18 protein-coding genes are annotated in these 18,870 nt (G+C 33.9%); 5 read left to right on the top strand and 13 right to left on the bottom strand.

What is annotated here, in order from left to right; all coding sequences use genetic code 11:
- Positions 1 to 2: 2 nt before the first annotated feature.
- The 3 genes from E0F91_RS00385 to E0F91_RS00375 all read right to left on the bottom strand — a co-directional run bounded on the left by E0F91_RS00385 (position 3) and on the right by E0F91_RS00375 (position 4,557).
- Positions 3 to 1,397: a tetratricopeptide repeat protein gene (locus E0F91_RS00385; RefSeq protein ID WP_132064411.1), complete on the bottom strand. Its 1,395-nt coding sequence runs from the start codon at positions 1,395 to 1,397 to the stop codon at positions 3 to 5.
- 281 nt (positions 1,398 to 1,678) lie between these two features.
- A complete protein-coding gene (locus E0F91_RS00380; RefSeq protein WP_132064410.1) occupies positions 1,679 to 2,866 on the bottom strand; it encodes an aspartate aminotransferase family protein in 1,188 nt (395 codons plus the stop codon).
- A 59-nt stretch (positions 2,867 to 2,925) separates the two neighbouring features.
- On the bottom strand, positions 2,926 to 4,557 hold the full coding sequence (locus E0F91_RS00375; protein ID WP_132064409.1) for an OstA-like protein: 1,632 nt from the start codon (positions 4,555 to 4,557) through the stop codon (positions 2,926 to 2,928).
- A 274-nt stretch (positions 4,558 to 4,831) separates the two neighbouring features.
- Here E0F91_RS00375 and E0F91_RS00370 point away from each other — a divergent pair, with 274 nt between their 5' ends.
- On the top strand, positions 4,832 to 6,697 hold the full coding sequence (locus E0F91_RS00370) for an alpha-amylase family protein (protein WP_132064408.1): 1,866 nt from the start codon (positions 4,832 to 4,834) through the stop codon (positions 6,695 to 6,697).
- Positions 6,698 to 6,777: 80 nt separating this feature from the next.
- On the opposite strand, the gene E0F91_RS00365 is transcribed toward E0F91_RS00370, so the two are convergent.
- The 7 genes from E0F91_RS00365 to rsfS all read right to left on the bottom strand — a co-directional run bounded on the left by E0F91_RS00365 (position 6,778) and on the right by rsfS (position 12,399).
- A complete protein-coding gene (locus E0F91_RS00365; RefSeq protein ID WP_132064407.1) occupies positions 6,778 to 7,554 on the bottom strand; it encodes a superoxide dismutase in 777 nt (258 codons plus the stop codon).
- Between the two features lie 6 nt (positions 7,555 to 7,560).
- Entirely contained in the window at positions 7,561 to 7,830 is a 270-nt protein-coding gene (locus E0F91_RS00360; RefSeq protein WP_132064406.1) for an acyl-CoA-binding protein, read from the bottom strand.
- A complete protein-coding gene (locus E0F91_RS00355) occupies positions 7,830 to 8,483 on the bottom strand; it encodes a phosphatidylserine decarboxylase family protein (RefSeq protein ID WP_132064405.1) in 654 nt (217 codons plus the stop codon). Before E0F91_RS00355 ends, E0F91_RS00360 begins: the two co-directional genes overlap by 1 nt.
- Positions 8,473 to 9,363: a phosphatidate cytidylyltransferase gene (locus E0F91_RS00350; RefSeq protein WP_132064404.1), complete on the bottom strand. Its 891-nt coding sequence runs from the start codon at positions 9,361 to 9,363 to the stop codon at positions 8,473 to 8,475. Before E0F91_RS00350 ends, E0F91_RS00355 begins: the two co-directional genes overlap by 11 nt.
- Position 9,364: 1 nt before the next feature.
- Complete coding sequence (locus E0F91_RS00345) at positions 9,365 to 9,967, bottom strand: LUD domain-containing protein (protein ID WP_132064403.1); 603 nt, start codon at positions 9,965 to 9,967, stop codon at positions 9,365 to 9,367.
- A gap of 116 nt (positions 9,968 to 10,083) precedes the next feature.
- Positions 10,084 to 12,009 carry an ATP-dependent zinc metalloprotease FtsH gene (gene ftsH / locus E0F91_RS00340; RefSeq protein WP_132064402.1) on the bottom strand — a complete coding sequence of 642 codons (1,926 nt, stop codon included), beginning with the start codon at positions 12,007 to 12,009 and terminating at the stop codon, positions 10,084 to 10,086.
- Between the two features lie 18 nt (positions 12,010 to 12,027).
- A complete protein-coding gene (gene rsfS, locus E0F91_RS00335; protein WP_066078331.1) occupies positions 12,028 to 12,399 on the bottom strand; it encodes a ribosome silencing factor in 372 nt (123 codons plus the stop codon).
- Positions 12,400 to 12,495: 96 nt separating this feature from the next.
- Between rsfS and E0F91_RS00330 the strand changes: the two genes are divergently transcribed.
- Entirely contained in the window at positions 12,496 to 13,224 is a 729-nt protein-coding gene (locus tag E0F91_RS00330) for a biotin--[acetyl-CoA-carboxylase] ligase (RefSeq protein ID WP_132064401.1), read from the top strand.
- A gap of 89 nt (positions 13,225 to 13,313) precedes the next feature.
- Here the strand turns inward: E0F91_RS00330 and E0F91_RS00325 are convergent, their stop codons facing one another.
- Positions 13,314 to 13,706, bottom strand: a complete 393-nt coding sequence (locus tag E0F91_RS00325) for an SRPBCC family protein (protein ID WP_132064400.1) — start codon at positions 13,704 to 13,706, stop codon at positions 13,314 to 13,316.
- A gap of 24 nt (positions 13,707 to 13,730) precedes the next feature.
- Positions 13,731 to 14,378 (bottom strand): orotate phosphoribosyltransferase, encoded by a 648-nt coding sequence (gene pyrE / locus E0F91_RS00320; protein ID WP_132064399.1) that lies wholly within the window; start codon positions 14,376 to 14,378, stop codon positions 13,731 to 13,733.
- A gap of 7 nt (positions 14,379 to 14,385) precedes the next feature.
- Here pyrE and E0F91_RS00315 point away from each other — a divergent pair, with 7 nt between their 5' ends.
- Complete coding sequence (locus tag E0F91_RS00315; RefSeq protein ID WP_132064398.1) at positions 14,386 to 14,985, top strand: NUDIX hydrolase; 600 nt, start codon at positions 14,386 to 14,388, stop codon at positions 14,983 to 14,985.
- Positions 14,986 to 15,043: 58 nt separating this feature from the next.
- Here E0F91_RS00315 and E0F91_RS00310 read toward each other — a convergent pair whose 3' ends face one another.
- Positions 15,044 to 16,774 carry a M14 family metallopeptidase gene (locus E0F91_RS00310; RefSeq protein WP_132064397.1) on the bottom strand — a complete coding sequence of 577 codons (1,731 nt, stop codon included), beginning with the start codon at positions 16,772 to 16,774 and terminating at the stop codon, positions 15,044 to 15,046.
- Positions 16,775 to 16,931: 157 nt separating this feature from the next.
- Here E0F91_RS00310 and E0F91_RS00305 point away from each other — a divergent pair, with 157 nt between their 5' ends.
- Both E0F91_RS00305 and E0F91_RS00300 read left to right on the top strand, forming a co-directional pair.
- Positions 16,932 to 18,278: a DEAD/DEAH box helicase gene (locus tag E0F91_RS00305; protein WP_132064396.1), complete on the top strand. Its 1,347-nt coding sequence runs from the start codon at positions 16,932 to 16,934 to the stop codon at positions 18,276 to 18,278.
- Between the two features lie 87 nt (positions 18,279 to 18,365).
- Positions 18,366 to 18,860 (top strand): L-2-amino-thiazoline-4-carboxylic acid hydrolase, encoded by a 495-nt coding sequence (locus E0F91_RS00300; protein ID WP_132064395.1) that lies wholly within the window; start codon positions 18,366 to 18,368, stop codon positions 18,858 to 18,860.
- Positions 18,861 to 18,870 lie beyond the last annotated feature (10 nt).

The raw sequence follows: 18,870 nt of genomic DNA, 5'->3' as shown, positions 1-18,870 counted from the left end.
TATTATTTTTTATGTTTTGCAATATAATTCTGTACCATTTTTTTTGCCCAAACTACTGGGAATAAATCTTCTAAAAGAATGTAATTCTCAAAATTCAATCGCAAGGCATTGCTTAAATGGAATTTTGCTTTTGTATTATCCGTTAGCATAAAGTACAACCCTGCTAAACGGTATTCGACTTCATTCTCTTCTGGAAAATATTCGGATGCTTGTAATAAAGTCTGAATAGCACTTTCGAATTCTCCTAAAAATTGTAATATGTCCACCCAGAACAACCAAGTTTCTAAGGAATGATCCCCAAATTCTACTGCTTTTCTATAGCCAAACTCTGCTTCTTCAAAGAAATTCATTTGTTTATTTATGGAGGCAAAACGCTTCCAGTACAACCGATTTTGGTTGTCAATTGCTAATGCTTTATTGACATAAAACAGCGCCTTTTGAAAGTTTTTTTGGCGAACATAGAAATCAGTTATAGCGATCCAACCTTTGTCTAAAAGGGGATCTTCATGTACTGTTTCATTAAAGTATTTTAAGGCTAAAACAGAGTTACCAAGCTTTTCATAGCATTTTCCCATTCGCAGTAGCGCATACGAAGTAGCATCATCCAATTCGATTGTTCTGCTGTAGCTTTCAATAGCTTCTTCATATTTTTTTAATCGTTCAAAAGCTTTCGCTTTTTCCATAAACGCTCCTAGGAATTCATCGTCAATTAACGTGGCGTAATCAAAGGCGCGAATGGCATTTTCATATTCTTTAACCCCATAATGTAAGCGACCTAGTTGGTGCCAAGCGATTTCGCTGTATGGATTTTTATCGATGTATTTTTTTAAATAACTGATAGCCTCTTGATTTTGATCTAAAAATTCAAAACAATACACTACGTTATACAGTGCAGATTGGTCTTCTAAATCCTCTTCTAAACACTTGATGAAACTTTCTTTTGCCATTTCAAGGTTGTCCATAAAAAGATATTCCATACCAATTAAGTTATAAACATCAGCATTGTCATCAGTATATTTTAATGCGATTCTTAATAACTCAACAGCTTTTTCGTGTTGGTCTCTTTTCGAGTATATATTCGCTTTTTGGATGTAAATTTCTTCATTTGTTGGCTCAATAGCATACAATTCATTCAATAATTTTTCGGCTAATTCCAGTTTGTCATCAAAGACTAACATCTCCACTTGAACTAATTTAAGTCCAGTTGATTTTGGGTGTTGGTCTAGTGCTAGTTTTAACGCTTTTTTTGCCAATGCGGACTTACCCATATCGAGATAATGAAGAATAATTTCTTCAAATTCTTCAGAGTCAAAAAAGAGCACTTTGTTGGTTTTCAACATCGACTCAAATTTAGACAGGGATAAGTTATAGTCTTCTTCTTCGTTGCTTAATTGCATACTGTGTGTTTTTAATTTAGCCTAAATAAATTTAGGTAATCGTACGTGTACTGTGAGGTAAAGTTGGAATTGTTGTGAACAATTTAATTAACAAAAAAGTTTTGGTTAAAACAGATCCCATAGCCCTGATAGGAGTGGAAATCCTTTTACTTTTTGCTGCCAAAAAGTAAAAGATTGTATCGGATAGCAGGATTAGCTCCCAATTTTTTTTAATAGTTTTGAATAAGTGTTTTGATGTTTCTTCAATACTACTAAATGTTGCAATCAAAAATCGTTAATTATCATTCTTCAATCATTATTTCATCCATTACTTCAAGTATAATGCTACAACCTTCTCTTATTTCTTCTTCAGAAATAGTAAGTGGAGGCGTGATACGGATTGCAGTTCCTTCAAATAGTAGCCAGAATAAAATGAGTCCTTTGTCTTGACATTTGAGAATCACTTTATTAGTTGTATCGGCACTTTTGGTCATTGCGGCAAGCATTAAACCTTTTCCTCTAATCTCTTCTATCAAAGGATGTACCAAAAGTGATCGGAATAGCTTTTCTTTCTCGATCGCTTCGGTCATTAGATTGGTTTCAGTTATTTCCTGCAGAGTTGCCAAACAGGCTGACGCAATGACAGGGTGACCTCCAAAAGTAGTGATATGTCCCAATTTTGGATTGTCGCTTAATAAATCCATCATTACAGATGAAGCCGTAAAAGCGCCTACTGGCATACCGCCACCCATTCCTTTTCCCATGACTAGAATATCAGGAACCACATCGTAATTTTGGAATCCAAAAAGTTTTCCGGTTCTCCCGAAACCCGGTTGGATTTCGTCCAGAATCATTATTGCGCCCATTTCATCACAACGTAGACGCACTTTTTTGAGAAAATCATTGTGCGGCTGAATAAATCCAGCACCACCTTGAATGGTTTCCAGAATAATTCCGGCTGTTTTGGTAGTTATTTTTAATAAATCTTCCTCATTATTGAACGTAATAAAATCAACATCTGGGATCAAAGGACGGAAGATTTGCTTGCGTTCTTCAAATCCCATAACGCTCAATGAACCCATAGTGTTGCCGTGATAGGCATTGTGACACGAGATCAATTGGCTTCTCCCTGTGGTTCGTCTGGCGAGTTTTAGAGCGCCTTCGATGGCTTCTGTGCCTGAATTTACCAAGTACGTTTTGTCTAAAGGAGCGGGCAGGAGTGATGCTAATAATTTGCAATATTCTACTGCAGGACTTTGTGAATATTCACCATAAACCATGACGTGAGAATATTTATCAAGTTGATCTTTGATGGCTTGATTCACTCTTGGATGTTGGTGCCCTAAGGCACAAGCGGAAACTCCTGCCACAAAATCTAGGTATTTTCTAGAGTTTGTTGCATAAATGTAAGAACCTATAGCGTGTGACACCTCCATACCTAGCGGATAGGGTGAAGTTTGTGCTTGGTATTTTAAAAAATCTGTGTTCACAAATTGTTTTTTAATCGTTTATTTGATACTTTTTTAAAGTCTGTAACTGTTCAATGTGACTATTTCTTAACCTTCTTTTTGTCATAATTCAAGGTTTCTTTTCTGATTTTCATCGGAATAGCTTCTTTTGCTTCGGCCGCTTTTGTCGCTTTTTCAATTTTATCATTGTCTTCATTTTCTTCAGGAGGAAAAATATCGTCCTTAGATTTTATCCGTTCGTCTGCGCGCCAAACTAACCCCCGCAGTTTTCTGGCATTTTCAGGTAAATCTTGTTCGGGGAAAATATCGCCATCCACTTGCTGAAAAAAAGTAATGGTTTCGATTTCATTTTTTTCTAAGATAAGATTGATTTTACTACTCACATTTTTATTGATTCCAATAAGTTCTTGCGCTTCGTTCCGCATATAATAGATGACTTCTGCATTTTTTACAATATCGACATCATGTAATTTTCCTTCCTCAAATTTACCGTAGAGATTTTGTCCTTTGACCTGATTATAGCCAGTTCCCAGAGTATCTCTTGAAACGATAAAGGTATTTTCGAGTACTTTTAGCGAATCTAGTTTTTGTGTATTATTATTGCCTATCAAGTGCATGACGTCACCAGTTATTTGGTTTTCGGCGTTCCAAAGTATTGGATTGCCAATCATTTTTGTCAAAGCAGTTTTTGAACTCGAATGTATTGAATCACATTTGCCGCTCATATCCGTTTTATAAAACCGAGCATTATTGAATGCTCTAACGATTCGGTTTCCTTCTTTACCGGTAACCATTAATTTTTTTCCGTGAATATAAACAGAGTCGTTTTCCACAAAATTCACTGCTACAGCTCTTTTAGTCACGTACATAGAGTCTAGTTTTTTGTATACTTCGGCATAATGTCCTTTTACGATTCCGCGATTGATGGAGTCTGTTATTTTTACATTTCGTGTTGCAGATGCAAATTCTCTATTCCGATCATAATATAGACTATCTCCTTTAATCACTCGATCATCGTATTTGATGTAGGACTTATTCAGGAAATGAGCCAGATTTTTTTTGGTATCATAAAACCCTTTTTCGGTGTAAATAAAATTGGCTTTACTGGTAATGGTGGATGGTCCAAATAGATACGAATGACCTGAATTACTGAAATAATCCAAATGATTGGACTTGATCACATAAGTAGGATTTGTAATGGTAACTGCGGTTAAGAATTGAAACTTCTTTTGTTTTACAAAATACCTTCCTGAATTACTTTTTAGCGTATTGTCTTTATTGGTAATGGTTCCTGGAGTGTCGTAAAATACTTCTTGAATATTTCGGTCGAAATTGATGATATCTGTTACTAAAGTTGCATCAGGGGAACTCATTACGGCATCTCCTGAAGCAAATGCCTTTTTTACATTTCCGTTGTATTCAGCATATTTACTGTTCAAAAATAAAGTATCGCCTTGCACCATTTGTACATTTCCAAAAGCTTTTATGTATTTTTCCTTTTGAAAATAATAGGCTTTATTGCAAGTAAGAACTATTCCATCATGATTTACACGTACATTTCCAATTAATAAAACGGCATCAGGGACTTCTACTTGATTTACATCTGAAAAGTCAGCGTTCTCTATTATGATTTTTTTTGGAGCTTGCGCCAAAACCAAATTAGTGACAAACAGTAATAAACAATAACTAAGGAAAAATAGTAATTTCTTCAATGTATTTAATTTTTGTCAAATTTATGAAAAAGGATACAACCATAATGGATATTAGGATATATTTATAATTAGTTCAAAGTCAAAAAAAATAGTAGATTGTAGCGTCAAAGTTATTAACAAATGGGATTGATCCCTCGTTGTAGTGTCTGTTTTAAAAACAGAATTTTAGAATTTCAAAAGATATAGACTTCTTTGTATTTAAAATATATTAAATTTAAAAATTGATATTCATTTTGCTATAAAGAATTGAAATCAGCACAAATAATTTTTTAGGATGAAAAAAATAACTATTGTTGCAGGAATTAGTGTCATGCTTTTAGCAACGGCTTGTAAAACGAAAGATTTAAAAATGAAAGTAGTACAGAAAGAGTCAGTTTCCAATAAAAAAGAAGTAGTATATCAGGTTTTTACCAGATTATTTGGAAATAAAAACAGCACAAACAAACCATGGGGAACCATTGAAGAAAATGGAGTTGGGAAGTTCAATGATTTTACGAAAACAGCCTTACTGGAAATAAAGGATTTAGGCGTTACTTATATGTGGTATACTGGCGTTCCTCATCATGCTGTAATTAGGGATTATTCCGCTATAGGGATTTCTAATGATGATCCGGAAGTGGTAAAAGGACGAGCTGGTTCTCCTTATGCAGTGAAAGATTACTATAATGTAAACCCAGATCTAGCTGTAAATCCAGATAATCGATTACAGGAATTTGAGGCTTTGATTTCTCGAACACACAAAGTAGGTTTAAAAGTGATTATTGATATTGTTCCCAATCACATTGCACGCAAATATGAGGGAAAAAGTAATCCTGATGGGGTTAGAGATTTCGGTGCTGATGATGATACAACTGTTGAATACAGAAGAGATAATAACTTCTATTATATTCCTAATACTCGCTTTGAAATTCCCGATACAGACAAGCCATTAAATGGAGAAAAGAATCCATTAATTGATGGTAAATTTAATGAGTTTCCTGCAAAATGGACTGGTAATGGTTCCCGTAAGGCAAAACCAGATCGCAATGATTGGTATGAAACCGTAAAAGTGAATTATGGTATTCGTCCGGATGGGTCCAAAGATTTTCCAGAACTTCCTGCTGGTTTTGAAACCAAGTCATATCAGGAACATTATGATTTTTGGAAAGGAAAAGACGTTCCAGATTCATGGGATAAATTCAAAGATATTGCGTTGTATTGGACAGCAAAAGGAATAGATGGTTTTAGATTTGATATGGCCGAAATGGTGCCGTTTGAATTTTGGAGCTACATGAATTCAGCCATTAAAGTGAATAATCCGGATGCTTTTTTATTGGCCGAAGTTTACAATCCTAAAGAATATAGAAATTATATTCATCTAGGTAAAATGGATTATTTATATGATAAAGTAGAAACGTATGATAAACTAAAAGACGTCATTCAAGGAAGAGCTTTACCAGATGGATTGTCAGACATACAAAACGGAATGGCAGACATTGAACATCACATGCTTCATTTTTTAGACAACCATGATGAACAACGTTTGGCAAGTCCTGAATTTGCGGGAACGCCACAAAAAGGAAAACCTTTGATGGTGGTTTCTACAACCATTAGCACTTCGCCTACGATGGTTTATTTTGGTCAGGAAGTAGGTGAGGCTGGGAATGAAAATGCAGGTTTTGGGACGCATTCCAGAACATCAATTTTTGATTACATAGGAGTTCCTAGTCATCAACGCTGGATGAATGAAGGTAAATTTGATGGAGGTCAATTGACTCAAGAAGAAAAAGACTTGCGTGATTTTTATAAAAGACTTTTGAATTTTTCTGTGAATAGTTCGGCTTTAATGGGAAAATATCAAGAAATTCAATCGGTAAATCGACAAACTACTGCTGGATATGATCCTGGGATTTATGCATATACGCGTTGGTCTGATACTCAAAAATTAATCGTTTTAACTAATTTTTCTTGGCTGACAACAAGTGCTTTCGAATTAAAAATTCCCTCAGATATCATTAAAAAATGGAATTTGAAAGATGGGAATTATACTATAACAGACCAATTATACAATACGAGTTCTACTCTGTTGCAGGTAGTCAATGGGGAAGGAAAAGTACAAATCACTATTGCACCATCAGAATCCTTTATTTATCAATTGTAATAAAGGGTTTGATGATCAAAAAAAAAGGAGGCTGATAAAAATATTTTTATCAGCCTCCTTTTTTTGAAAACAAGAAGAAGTTATTTTTTTGCGATAGCATCGTAATTTTCTTGTACTTTTTTCCAATTAATCACATTGAAAAAGCCATCGATATAATTTTTTCTTCGGTATTGGTAGTCTAAATAATAAGCATGTTCCCAAACGTCTAAAGCTAATATTGGAGTACCAGGAACAACTGCATTTCGCATCAAAGGATTGTCCTGATTTGATGTACTGGTCACCTGAAGTTTTCCTGCGCGATCAACAAGTAACCAAGCCCAACCAGAACCAAATTGTTTTGTAGCTTCGTCTTTGAATAAAGTAGTAAAGTTTTCAAATGAACCAAAATCTCTAGTAATTGCCTCTGCCAATGAATTTGTAGGTTGACCACCCGCTTTTGGAGCCATGCATTTCCAATACAGAGAATGATTATAAAATCCACCCGCATTGTTTCGAAGCGCCGCCTCATTAGGATCTAATTTAGTTAACACTTCTTCTATGGTTAGGTTCTCTAGTGCGGTTCCTAATACTGCCTTATTCAAATTATTAGTATACGTTAAATAATGCTTAGAATAATGCATTTCTAAAGTGGTTGAAGATATACTGGGTGTTAAAGCGTCGTATGCGTAAGGTAGTTTTTCCATTTGAAATGAACCTTCGTTTGCTTTTACGTCATCAGGAGATCCAATAATTTTAGTGGTTTGTTCAGCCGCAGTAGGTAACGGAACTTCAACTACTTCTATTAATTTTTTGTTATTACAAGAAAAGCAAATAATTAAAAGAAAGGATATAGGAATTAAAAATATTTTTTTTTTCATAATGAACTATTTTTTTGCCAGTGACTCAATCATTTCGATGTATTGCTGTTTAGCTTCATCTGCTGTCAGGTGGCTTATTTGCATCCATGCATTTGTTTTGAAAGCATCTCTTAAATGGTAGGAAGAAGTTTGTTTTAGATCTAAGATTCCAAAGGTAGCATGCTTGTAATAAGCATAAAGACGCAACTGCACATCTTGAGGTAAAGAGGCTTGTGTCATGTCAGAGGCTATTTTAACTGCTTCCAGAAATCGAATATCTAAATCTTTTTCAATCATTATGCTTTGGTAGCAATTACTGTTTTTCCCCCTATTGCTTTTTCATTCAATTTGACATTAATGGGAGTACCTAAAGGCAAAAAGATATCTACTCTTGATCCAAATTTTATAAAACCAGCATCAGTTCCCTGAATAACTTGCATTCCTTCTTCAGCATAATTTACAATTCTTCTTGCAAGTGCACCAGCAATTTGACGGTAAAGGACTTCTCCGAAAGTTTTATTTTCTATTACTATAGTTGTTCTTTCGTTTTCTTCACTTGCTTTTGGATGCCAGGCTACTAAAAATTTACCAGGATGGTATTTGCTAAATTTCACAATACCACTTAAACCATAACGCGTAACATGCACGTTTATGGGAGACATAAAAATGGATATTTGCAAGCGTTTGTCTTTGAAATATTCAGCTTCGTACACTTCTTCAATAACCACAACTTTACCGTCAACAGGAGCGAGGATTTGATTTTCATTTTTAATAGCCACTCTTTTAGGATTTCTAAAAAATTGCAAAATGATAATTAAAAGTAGCAGTGCAGCTATTTGAATGGCCATTTTAAGCCAAATGATGTCTATAAAATTATCAGACAATAAAAGGACAACAGCCGTGAAAATTGTGCCTAATAAAATAGATTGGGTTCCTTCTTTATGAAACATAGTTTAAGATTTGATAAAATAAAAAAATTATTGGTGCTACAAATATAACACTATCTAAACGATCTAGGATACCTCCGTGACCGGGCATTATATTTCCGCTATCTTTTACACCCGCAATACGCTTGAATTTAGATTCAATTAAGTCTCCTATAGTCCCTGCTATTCCTACAATAACTGCGATAGAAGTCCAGATTAGTATGGATCGATCACTAAATTCAGGATTGGCTTTGATGTAATATTTTGATATTAAATAACCTGCTAAAACGGCAAAAAGTATTCCGCCTAAGAATCCTTCAATAGTTTTTTTTGGTGATATTTTTTCGAATAACTTAGTTCGTCCTATTGATTTTCCTACAATATAAGCAAAAGTATCGTTGGTCCAAATTAGAATAAATAAACCAATTATAATTTTAGGATTATAATCATTTATCCCAAAAGAAATTTTGGTGATAAACACAAAGGGTAACATGATATACCCTAATAAATATAAATATTTTGAAGAAGTGCTTATTTTTTGAATGTTATCATAAAATAAGAAAAGAATAGATTTCACAGATACTACTAAGGCAATAACCAATAAGACAATGTCTAATTGTTGGATATTGATTGAAAGTTCTAAATTAGTATTGAACAGTTGATTGATAGTTTCAGTCGTGCTCTTATTGTAATGGCTAACTAGTGTTACGGAAGTATACAATAAGATTCCAAAAAGAATTGGAAATATTTTAGGTATGTGAATAAGATTGCAAAATTCATAAATTGCAATTAGTAGAAAAATTCCAAATAAAATAAAAAAGGTTTCAGTTGAATATAAAATACAGACGAGTAATAATATGATATAAACAGCTCCTGATATACCTCGTTTTAGAGTTTCATTCATCTTAAAGATCTTCTAAAAGCAATAAGTAAAGGTTTTTGGCAGAACTTCCGTATTGAGTGAAGTCTTCTTCTTTGGCTTTTTCGAAATATTTTATAGTGGTAATGTTCGTTGGGTAATCTCTTTCGTATTTCTTTTTAATGGCGCTTAACCCATCGCTTTTAGTTCCAAGAATTTGACTTGTTTTTGCTAAAACAATTATATTTACAGGCAATTCATTTGGTTTATGTTGTTTAATTTGTTTAGATGAAAATAGGATGGAACCTTCATCTGCTATTAAATTTTCACAACTGGCAAGAATAAACTTGGGACTAACTGGTTTTATATATTGTAATTTATTGTCATCAAGCATTGGGAATAGGTCCGGATCGTAACATAAAACGTCACTTTCAAACCAGTCATTTTCTTCTAAAATATTTTCAAATTGCTCTTTTACTTCATCAGTGTTTTCACAGTATAAAAATTTACCTCCATTTTTTTTAAAATTAAATATAAATTGTTCATCTATTGAGGTCGTGTTTTCAGTATTTGAGTTACTAAATTCACTTTCTTTATCTTCCTCAGAGGTAGGATTACTAGAACCAAAAATTTTTCTAAAAAGACTCATATTGCTGTAAACTGCTATAATTTATTATTTGAAAACGTCCAAAGATAAAAAAATCTTAATTCAAAAGTTGTTTTTGAATTAAGATTTTAAAAATAATTAAATAATGATGTGTTTTTCTAAGATACTACTTCTTCTAAATTTTTATCAAAAGTTCTTTTTCCAAAAATAGCTTCTAAATCATCTTTAAAGATAACCTCTTTTTCGATTAATATATTTGCCAATTGATTCAGTTTGTCTTTGTTTTCCTCTAATATTTGAATGGCTCTTTGATACTGGCTTTCAATTAATAATGAAATTTCCTCATCAATAACTCTAGCTGTTTCTTCAGAATAAGGTTTAGAAAAGTTATATTCACTTTGTCCTGTTGAATCGTAATAAGTTACATTACCTATTTTATCATTCAATCCATAAATAGTTACCATAGCACGAGCTTGTTTGGTCACTTTTTCTAAATCGCTCAACGCACCAGTTGAAATTCTGTTGAAAGTTACTTTTTCAGCAGCTCTTCCACCCATTGTTGCACACATTTCATCAAGCATTTGGTCAGGACGAACAATTAATCGTTCTTCTGGTAAATACCATGCAGCACCTAAACTTTGTCCTCTAGGAACTATGGTTACTTTGATTAACGGAGCAGCATGTTCTAGCATCCAACTTACCGTTGCGTGCCCTGCTTCATGGATAGCAATCGCTTTCTTTTCATCAGGAGTAACAATTTTGTTTTTCTTTTCAAGACCACCAACAATTCTGTCAACAGCGTCAAGGAAATCTTGTTTGTCAACAGCAGTTTTGTTATTTCTAGCAGCAATCAAAGCTGCTTCATTACATACGTTGGCAATATCAGCACCTGAAAAACCTGGAGTTTGCTTGGCTAAAAATTCAGTGTCTAATCCTTCAACTTTTTTCAATGGCGCAAGGTGCACTTTGAAAATTTCAGCTCTTTCGCGAATGTCTGGTAAATCAACAAAAATTTGTCTGTCAAAACGTCCAGCTCGCATTAATGCTTTGTCCAGTACATCAGCTCTGTTGGTCGCAGCCAAAACAATTACGTTTGAATTTGTTCCAAAACCGTCCATTTCTGTCAGTAATTGGTTCAATGTATTTTCACGTTCGTCATTTCCGCCAGACATATTGCTTTTTCCTCTGGCTCTACCTACAGCATCTATCTCATCAATAAAGATAATTGCAGGAGATTTTTCTTTAGCTTGTTTAAACAAATCTCGTACACGAGAAGCTCCAACACCTACAAACATTTCCACAAAATCAGATCCTGATAAAGAGAAAAATGGTACTTGTGCTTCGCCAGCAACGGCTTTTGCTAATAAAGTTTTACCAGTTCCCGGAGGTCCAACTAGCAAGGCTCCTTTTGGTATTTTACCACCCAAATTAGTATATTTTTCAGGGTTTTTAAGGAATTCAACAATTTCTTGAATTTCTTCTTTTGCACCTTCTAGCCCAGCTACATCTTTAAAAGTAGTTTTGATATCTGTTTTTTCATCAAATAGTTTTGCTTTCGATTTTCCAATATTAAAAATCTGACCGCCACCACCTGCACCACCACCTGACATTTTTCGCATGATAAAGATCCAAACAGCAATAATGATGATAATAGGTAATAAACTAATTAGAATATCCGACCAATTATTTTTTGGTAAGAAGTTAAAATCTTTCAACTTTCCTTCAGCAACTGCTTTTTCTAGCTTATTTTGAAATATTTGATCGTTACCAATGTCAAATGTATAATGTGGTCCTTTATTTGGTCGGTCAAAAACATCTTTAGAAACTTTCTTGTGAACAGCATCTTTCATCGCTGCAGCATTTAGAAAAACTTCAGCCTCAGTTTTATTGTAAACGATCACTTTTTCAATTTGACCTTTTTCTAAATAGTCGTTAAACTTAGAAGACGTCAATTGTCCTGGTTCGTTTAGACTAGAACCACCTGTTATAAAACTTATAAATAAGAAAATTAATAATATTGCAGTATAAATTAGCCAAGGGCTTACTTTAAACTTATTCGGATTTGGATTATTTTCTTTAGCCATTACTACTGATATATGTCTTTAGTATTTGTTTTCTATGGTTGTTATTTTAGCATCGCCCCACAAACTTTCGATGTTGTAATATTCTCTAATGTGTTTTTGAAATACATGTACAACTATGTTTACATAGTCCATTAACACCCATTCGGCATTATCGGTCCCTTCAACATGCCACGGCTTGTCTTTCAATTCTTTTGAAACTGTTTTTTGGATGGAGTTTACGATGGCGTTTACTTGCGTGTTTGAATTACCGTTGCAAATAATGAAATAGTCGCAAACTGCTGTATCTATTTCTCTTAAATCTAGGATAGTAATATCATTACCTTTTACTTCTTCTATTCCCTTAATGATATTCGCCAATAGGACGTCATTATTTATAGTCTTTTTCGCCATGAATTATTTTTATATAAGTTTGTAAAGTTACCATTTTTTGTGATTATTTTTGAACCTTAACACAATATTAAATTCTGTTCCACAAAAAAACGTAAAATGAAAGTTATCAAACTCGATGCCATAGATTCTACAAACGCATTCCTTAAAGGCTTATCCAGTAAACAGGACCTTGAGAACTTCACCGTTGTAACTGCAGAGAGTCAAACAAAAGGGAAAGGTCAAATGGGCGCTGTTTGGGCTTCTGAGGCGAGTAAAAACTTAATAATGAGTATTTTGGTTAAGGATTTTTTGTCTGAAATTTATCAGATATTCAATCTAAATATAGCCATTTCACTTGCTGTAATTGAAGTTTTAGAAACGATGAATATTCCTGATCTTAGTATTAAATGGCCGAACGACATAATGTCATACAACAAAAAAATAGGTGGCATTTTGATAGAAAATAGTATCAAAAGTGACGGAACTATTATTTCTGTAGTAGGATTAGGACTCAATGTGAATCAAACTAATTTCGAGAATTTACCAAAAGCCTCTTCTTTGGCTGTTATTTTCGATTCAAAATTTGATAAAGAAGCGCTTCTTTTCTCTATTTGTGATGCTATAGAGAAAAAGGTGGAGTCGTTCAAACTTAATTCTGCTATTTTGTGGTCAGTTTATAGCGATAAACTCTATAAGAGAGGCTTGCCAATGGCTTTCTCTGATCAAAGTAAATACCATTTTATGGGAATTATTCAAGGTGTTTCCTCGGTTGGTAAACTTCAAGTTCTTCGTGAGGATGAAAGTATTTCAGAATTTGATATAAAGGAAATCCAGATGCTTTATTGATTTTAATGGTCTAAATAAATTTCATAATAATAAACAAAAAAGCCTTTTAGTTTTTAACGCTAAAAGGCTTTTAAGTGAGTAAAAAGTTTTTACAACTTATTCATATTGCTCGCTAATGTTTCAATAAATTTTCCAATTGGTCCTTTTATCATCATCGCCATCATGGGGTTGAAATCGCCTTCAAAATCAAGTTTTACATCACTTGAAGTTTCAGTAACAACATCTATATTTGCTACTAACGTAAATGGAAGTTTATCGCTTGCTGCGCCCAAAACTATTTTTGTGGGAGCTACTTTCTCTTTCATTTTTAATTTTATTTCTGGCATTCCTTTTAGTCCAAAAATGAAAGCATCGTCACCAATAACTTCAAATTTAGCTATGTTTTCGGGCATTAATTTTTCAAAATTTTTAACATCACTCAACGAATCAAATAATTCTTGAGCTGATTTTTGAACTGTAACTTTAGGACTTTCTAAGTTCATTATTTTCGTTTTTTTATTAATTATTTAACCTTCGATTGTCCAAGTGGACGGACTCCCGTTCCATTCTCTTAAAGTCAGTTCTTCTTCCTCCGAAATATATCTTTTGGCAACAGCCAAATTCAATAAATTTTGATAATTACTCAAAGTAAATAAATCTAAATGTGCACTTTTGAAGTTCTGTTCAGCTACATCAAAACCATAGGTAAAGATAGCGACCATGCCTTTCACATTGGCACCAGCTTCGCGCAAAGCTTCCACAGCAAGTAAACTACTGTTACCCGTACTGATTAAATCTTCTACAACAACTACATTTTGCCCTTTTTGCAAAAAACCTTCTACTTGATTTAACCTTCCATGTTTTTTTGGCTCGGGACGAACGTAAACAAAGGGCAAACCCATGCTCTCTGCTACAAGCATACCAATTCCTATTGCTCCAGTAGCAACACCGGCAATAACATCTGGTTTACCAAATTGTTTCTCAATATTTTTGGAAAATTCATCCCGCACATAATTTCTTACGGCTGGAAATGAGAGGATTAATCGGTTATCACAATAAATAGGCGATTTCCATCCAGAAGCCCATGTAAAAGGATTTCTTGGATTCAATTTAATTGCATTTATTTGCAAAAGAAATTCGGCTGTTTTTTCGGCTGTATCTTTATTAAAAATCATAGTACAAATGTATAAAGTTTTTGTTAACGACAAACCACTTTTTTTGACAAATCACATCTCTAAGGAGACGGATTTTCAATTGTTTTTATTAGAAAGTATTGACATAGAGCAACTTATAGTAAAAATCTTCCAAAATAAAATTAATAAAGCGTACCTGTATCATCCTGATGAAAGCTTGATTATGAAGACTTTAAAAGCTAAAATTCCGGTTTGCAAAGCGGGAGGCGGCTTGGTTTATAACAAAAAAGGCGAGGTTCTATTCATTTTTAGAAATGGAAAATGGGATTTGCCCAAAGGTGGAATCGAAAAAGGAGAAGAAATTGAAGATACTGCGATGCGTGAAGTGGAGGAGGAAACCGGTGTCAATGGATTGACCATCTCTCATAAACTGCAAAAAACCTATCATGTTTTTAGAAGGAATGGAAAATATAAATTAAAGATAACGCACTGGTTTGAAATGCAATCTGATTTTGAAGGGACGCCTCAAGGACAATTGGACGAAGGAATTGATAAAGTAGCGTGGATGAATCCAGAACAAATCAAGGAAGCGCTCAAAAATTCCTATGAAAACATAAAATTATTATTCGAGGAAGAGAAGATTATATAAATGAAATACCCCCAGAAAGTCAACACTATTTGGGGGCATTTTTTTTGAAAAAGTAATTTTATTTCAAAATACGATATACGGGATATTGTAAATGTGCCTTTTCATAGTAAGCAGAATGTTTGTATATCCAGTCAAGTTGCGCTTCGGGATTGTTGATGAAATTCACATCACTTTGTTTTTTCATATCAAATTCAGCTTTTAATTTTGGATTTTCTGTTAAAATCTGAGTAGCAGAATCTTCAAAAACATAATCAGAGTACCCTTCTTTTTGTTGTAGCATCGTATCGAAAAAATTCCAATTGAAAAAAGAATCAATTGCTTCCGGTTCTAGTGTTTCCAATAAATATTTGATTCCCTTTTGTTGTGTAGGAATAACGTAATCTCCTTTGGCGAAAGCCACTTTCTCAGTTTTGGAAGTAACCGATGTGTTTCGGTGCAAATAATGTCCTTCATAAGCAGCATTTGTCGTTTTGAAATCAGCAATTCTATAGCTTTCGACTTCAGTTATAGTATCATTTTTTAATTGACGATAGGTGATGGTATTGTTTTTTAATAATTCAATAACTGGCCAAAATCCTTTTGGAATAATGTACGCTTCCGGAATTATTATTTCTTTTGTGGATTTGAATTCTTTGCTGTACGGAATGTCTTTTTTGAATGGTTTTTTTTTGTCATAAAACAGACGGTTCCCTGATGTCACATCACTTTTTTTGTAGCCAGCTTCATACCCTAAAAACGAAAAAGGAACTGTTTTGGTACTGTCTATTTCCCATTTTATCGTGTATGATTTTTTGGGTTGGTACTGCGCTTCATTTTTCAAACGCAGCTGTTTGATTCTTTTGTAATTAGCATCCGTAAAATCAATTGTGGAACGCATGTATTCGTAGGTCACTTTTACGCGATCGGCATATTTTTTAAGCATGTGTGTTTCTACCACAAACCCTATGGTGTTAAACAATGAAGTGTAGCCAGTAGCAAATCGCGGACTCTCAAAAAATTGACCAAAACCTTTGTCCGGTGTGTCCTGAAACGCATTGACATAGGGTGTACTTTCGATATCTTTTTTTTGTAAATCTTTGACTAAGGCCGGCATCATTTCGGAATTTAAAAAATCACCTAATACGGTTCCTAATTTGTTATGTTGGGTCATAATGTAGGTAAGTTTGTATTGGTAATCTGCGCCATTGCTTACGTGATTGTCAATAAAAACATCAGCATTTATTTTATGGAATATTTCAACAAAACTTTTCGTGTTTCGGGTATCTGACTTTATAAAATCCCGATTTAAATCATAGTTTCTAGCATTCCCGCGAAACCCATAGATTTCTGGCCCATCTTGATTGGCTCTTGAGGTCGAGTTTCTATTCAAAGCACCGCCAATATTATAGACCGGAATACAAACAATAACCGTATTTTTTGGTGCTTTTATTTTACCTAAGGCCAAATCTCTAAATAATTGCATCGAAGCGTCAATTCCGTCTGGTTCGCCGGCGTGAATGCCATTGTTAAGTAAAATTACCGCTTTGTTTTTTTGGATGTTTCCAAAATTGAATTCCTTTTCAGGATTGAAAATTACCATATGCAACGGTTCGCCACTGTCTGTCAATCCCATTTTTTGCATTTCAATAGTAGGAAAATCATCTGCCAAAAGTTTGTAATACGCAATCGTCTCTTGATAAGACGCCGATTGATTTCCATTGCCTTTTTCGAAAAAAGTATCATATTTATTGCTTTTTTGTGCAAATGAAGAGATGGAAAATAGTAAAAAAAGGAATGTGAAAAATCTCATATTTCGGTTTTTAAATTGAATTTCAAATGTAGCTTTTTTTAGACAGCTGTAGAAATGAATGTGGAAAAAGGAATTTCCCGATTGAAAAAGAATGAAAATTCATAATACAAAATTCATAACTCACAATTAAAAATTACCTTTGCACCAAATTGAAAAAATGAATAAGAAACACCATTCCAACAATATACTTTTGAATTTAGGCATCGAAAGTCTCAACGAAATGCAGGAAGTTGCACAAGATGCCATCTTGAATGACAGTAATGTGCTATTGCTTTCGCCAACAGGTTCTGGGAAAACTTTGGCTTTTTTGTTGCCTATTTTAGAAATGTTACAACCTGAAATTCAATCGGTTCAATGTTTAATTTTAGTTCCATCTCGTGAATTAGGATTGCAGATTGAGCAGGTTTGGAAAAAAATGGGAACCGATTATAAAGTAAACGTATGCTACGGTGGGCATTCTATCGATACTGAAATCAAGAATTTAAGCAATCCTCCTGCAGTTTTAATAGGAACCCCGGGAAGAATTGCAGACCATATCGACAGAGGAACTTTCCGTGTGGATAAAATTCAAACTTTGATTCTGGATGAATTTGATAAATCTTTGCAATTGGGTTTCCATGAGCAAATGTCATTTATTATTGGAAAATTATCGAAACTGAACAAACGCGTTTTGGTTTCAGCTACTTCCGATATTGAGATTCCAAGATATACAAGAGTGGTGAATCCAACGATTTTGGATTTTATTCCAGAAAACGTAGAGGAAACGAATCTTTCGATGAAAATGGTGATTTCGAAAGAAAAAGACAAAATAGGAAGTTTATTCAACTTGATTTGTTCATTGAAATCACAATCGGCTATTGTTTTTTGCAATCATCGTGATGCTGCAGAACGCATTAGTGATACGTTGAACGAAAAAGGGATTTATGCTACCTACTATCATGGCGGAATGGATCAGGACGAAAGAGAACGCGCTTTAATTCAATTTCGTAATGGCAGTGTGAGTTATTTAATCACAACGGATTTAGCGGCTCGTGGATTAGATATCCCTGAAATGAATCACGTAATTCATTATCATTTACCTTCCAAAGAAGATGAATTTACCCATAGAAACGGACGTACAGCACGTATGTTGGCTTCAGGAACAGCCTATATTATAGCTCATGAAAGTGAGAAAAAAATGGATTATATTGACTACGGAATGGAAGCCTTGAAAGTTGAAAACTCCACATCATTACCAAAACCACCGGAATTTCAAACCATTTACATCAGTGGTGGAAAGAAAAATAAATTGAATAAGATTGATATCGTAGGTTTCTTTTCTCAAAAGGGAAAACTTGAAAAAGGCGATTTAGGATTGATCGAAGTGAAAGATTTTATCTCCTTTGCGGCCGTGAAATTCAACAAAGTAAAAGATTTATTGCACGCCATTAAAGAGGAGAAAATGAAAGGTAAGAAATTTAAAATTGAAGTAGCGAGGAAGGTTATTAAAAAAGAGGAAGAGTAGAAAGCTACTAAAGTTATTTTATTATAATTAGGAAGAGAAATAAAATATTTTAAGATTTAAATATTAAATTAGTAAAAAAATTTTGATATGCAATTAAAAAATAGTCCTAAATCCGGAGGTGGAATCGTTGACTTAAACAGAGCTCAGGTCGAACATCGTGCATCTTGGATGGCTTTGATGTATCAAGAAGCCGAAAACGAAGGTTTTGATATGGAAAGTGCAACCCGAAAAGCCATACGAAAAATGGGAGGTTTTCATGGCCATTTGTTAAAGACCAAACTAGACTCTAACTCTAGTTTTGAGGTTTTTAAAACTGCTTTTTTTAACGGAATAGCAATTAAAACCTTTGAAATGGATAAATTTGAGGTGACAGAATCCCACCTTACAGTCGAGTTCAATTACTGTCCGCTCTTAGCTGCTTGGCAAAAACTTGGCGTTTCGGAAGAAAAGTGCGCTAAGCTTTGTGATATTGCAATGGATGGAGATAGAGGTATAGCTGCAGAAATGGGATATGATTTAGAACTAACAGATACTATTGCTTCGGGATGTAATTCATGTAAACTAAAGTTTGTGAAGAAATAATAAAATAAAA

The organism is Flavobacterium sandaracinum, from assembly GCF_004349135.1.
GTDB classification, from domain to species: domain Bacteria; phylum Bacteroidota; class Bacteroidia; order Flavobacteriales; family Flavobacteriaceae; genus Flavobacterium; species Flavobacterium sandaracinum.
The sequence above is the reverse complement of the archived record's forward strand: the minus strand, read 5'-3'. Positions and strand labels throughout refer to the sequence as shown.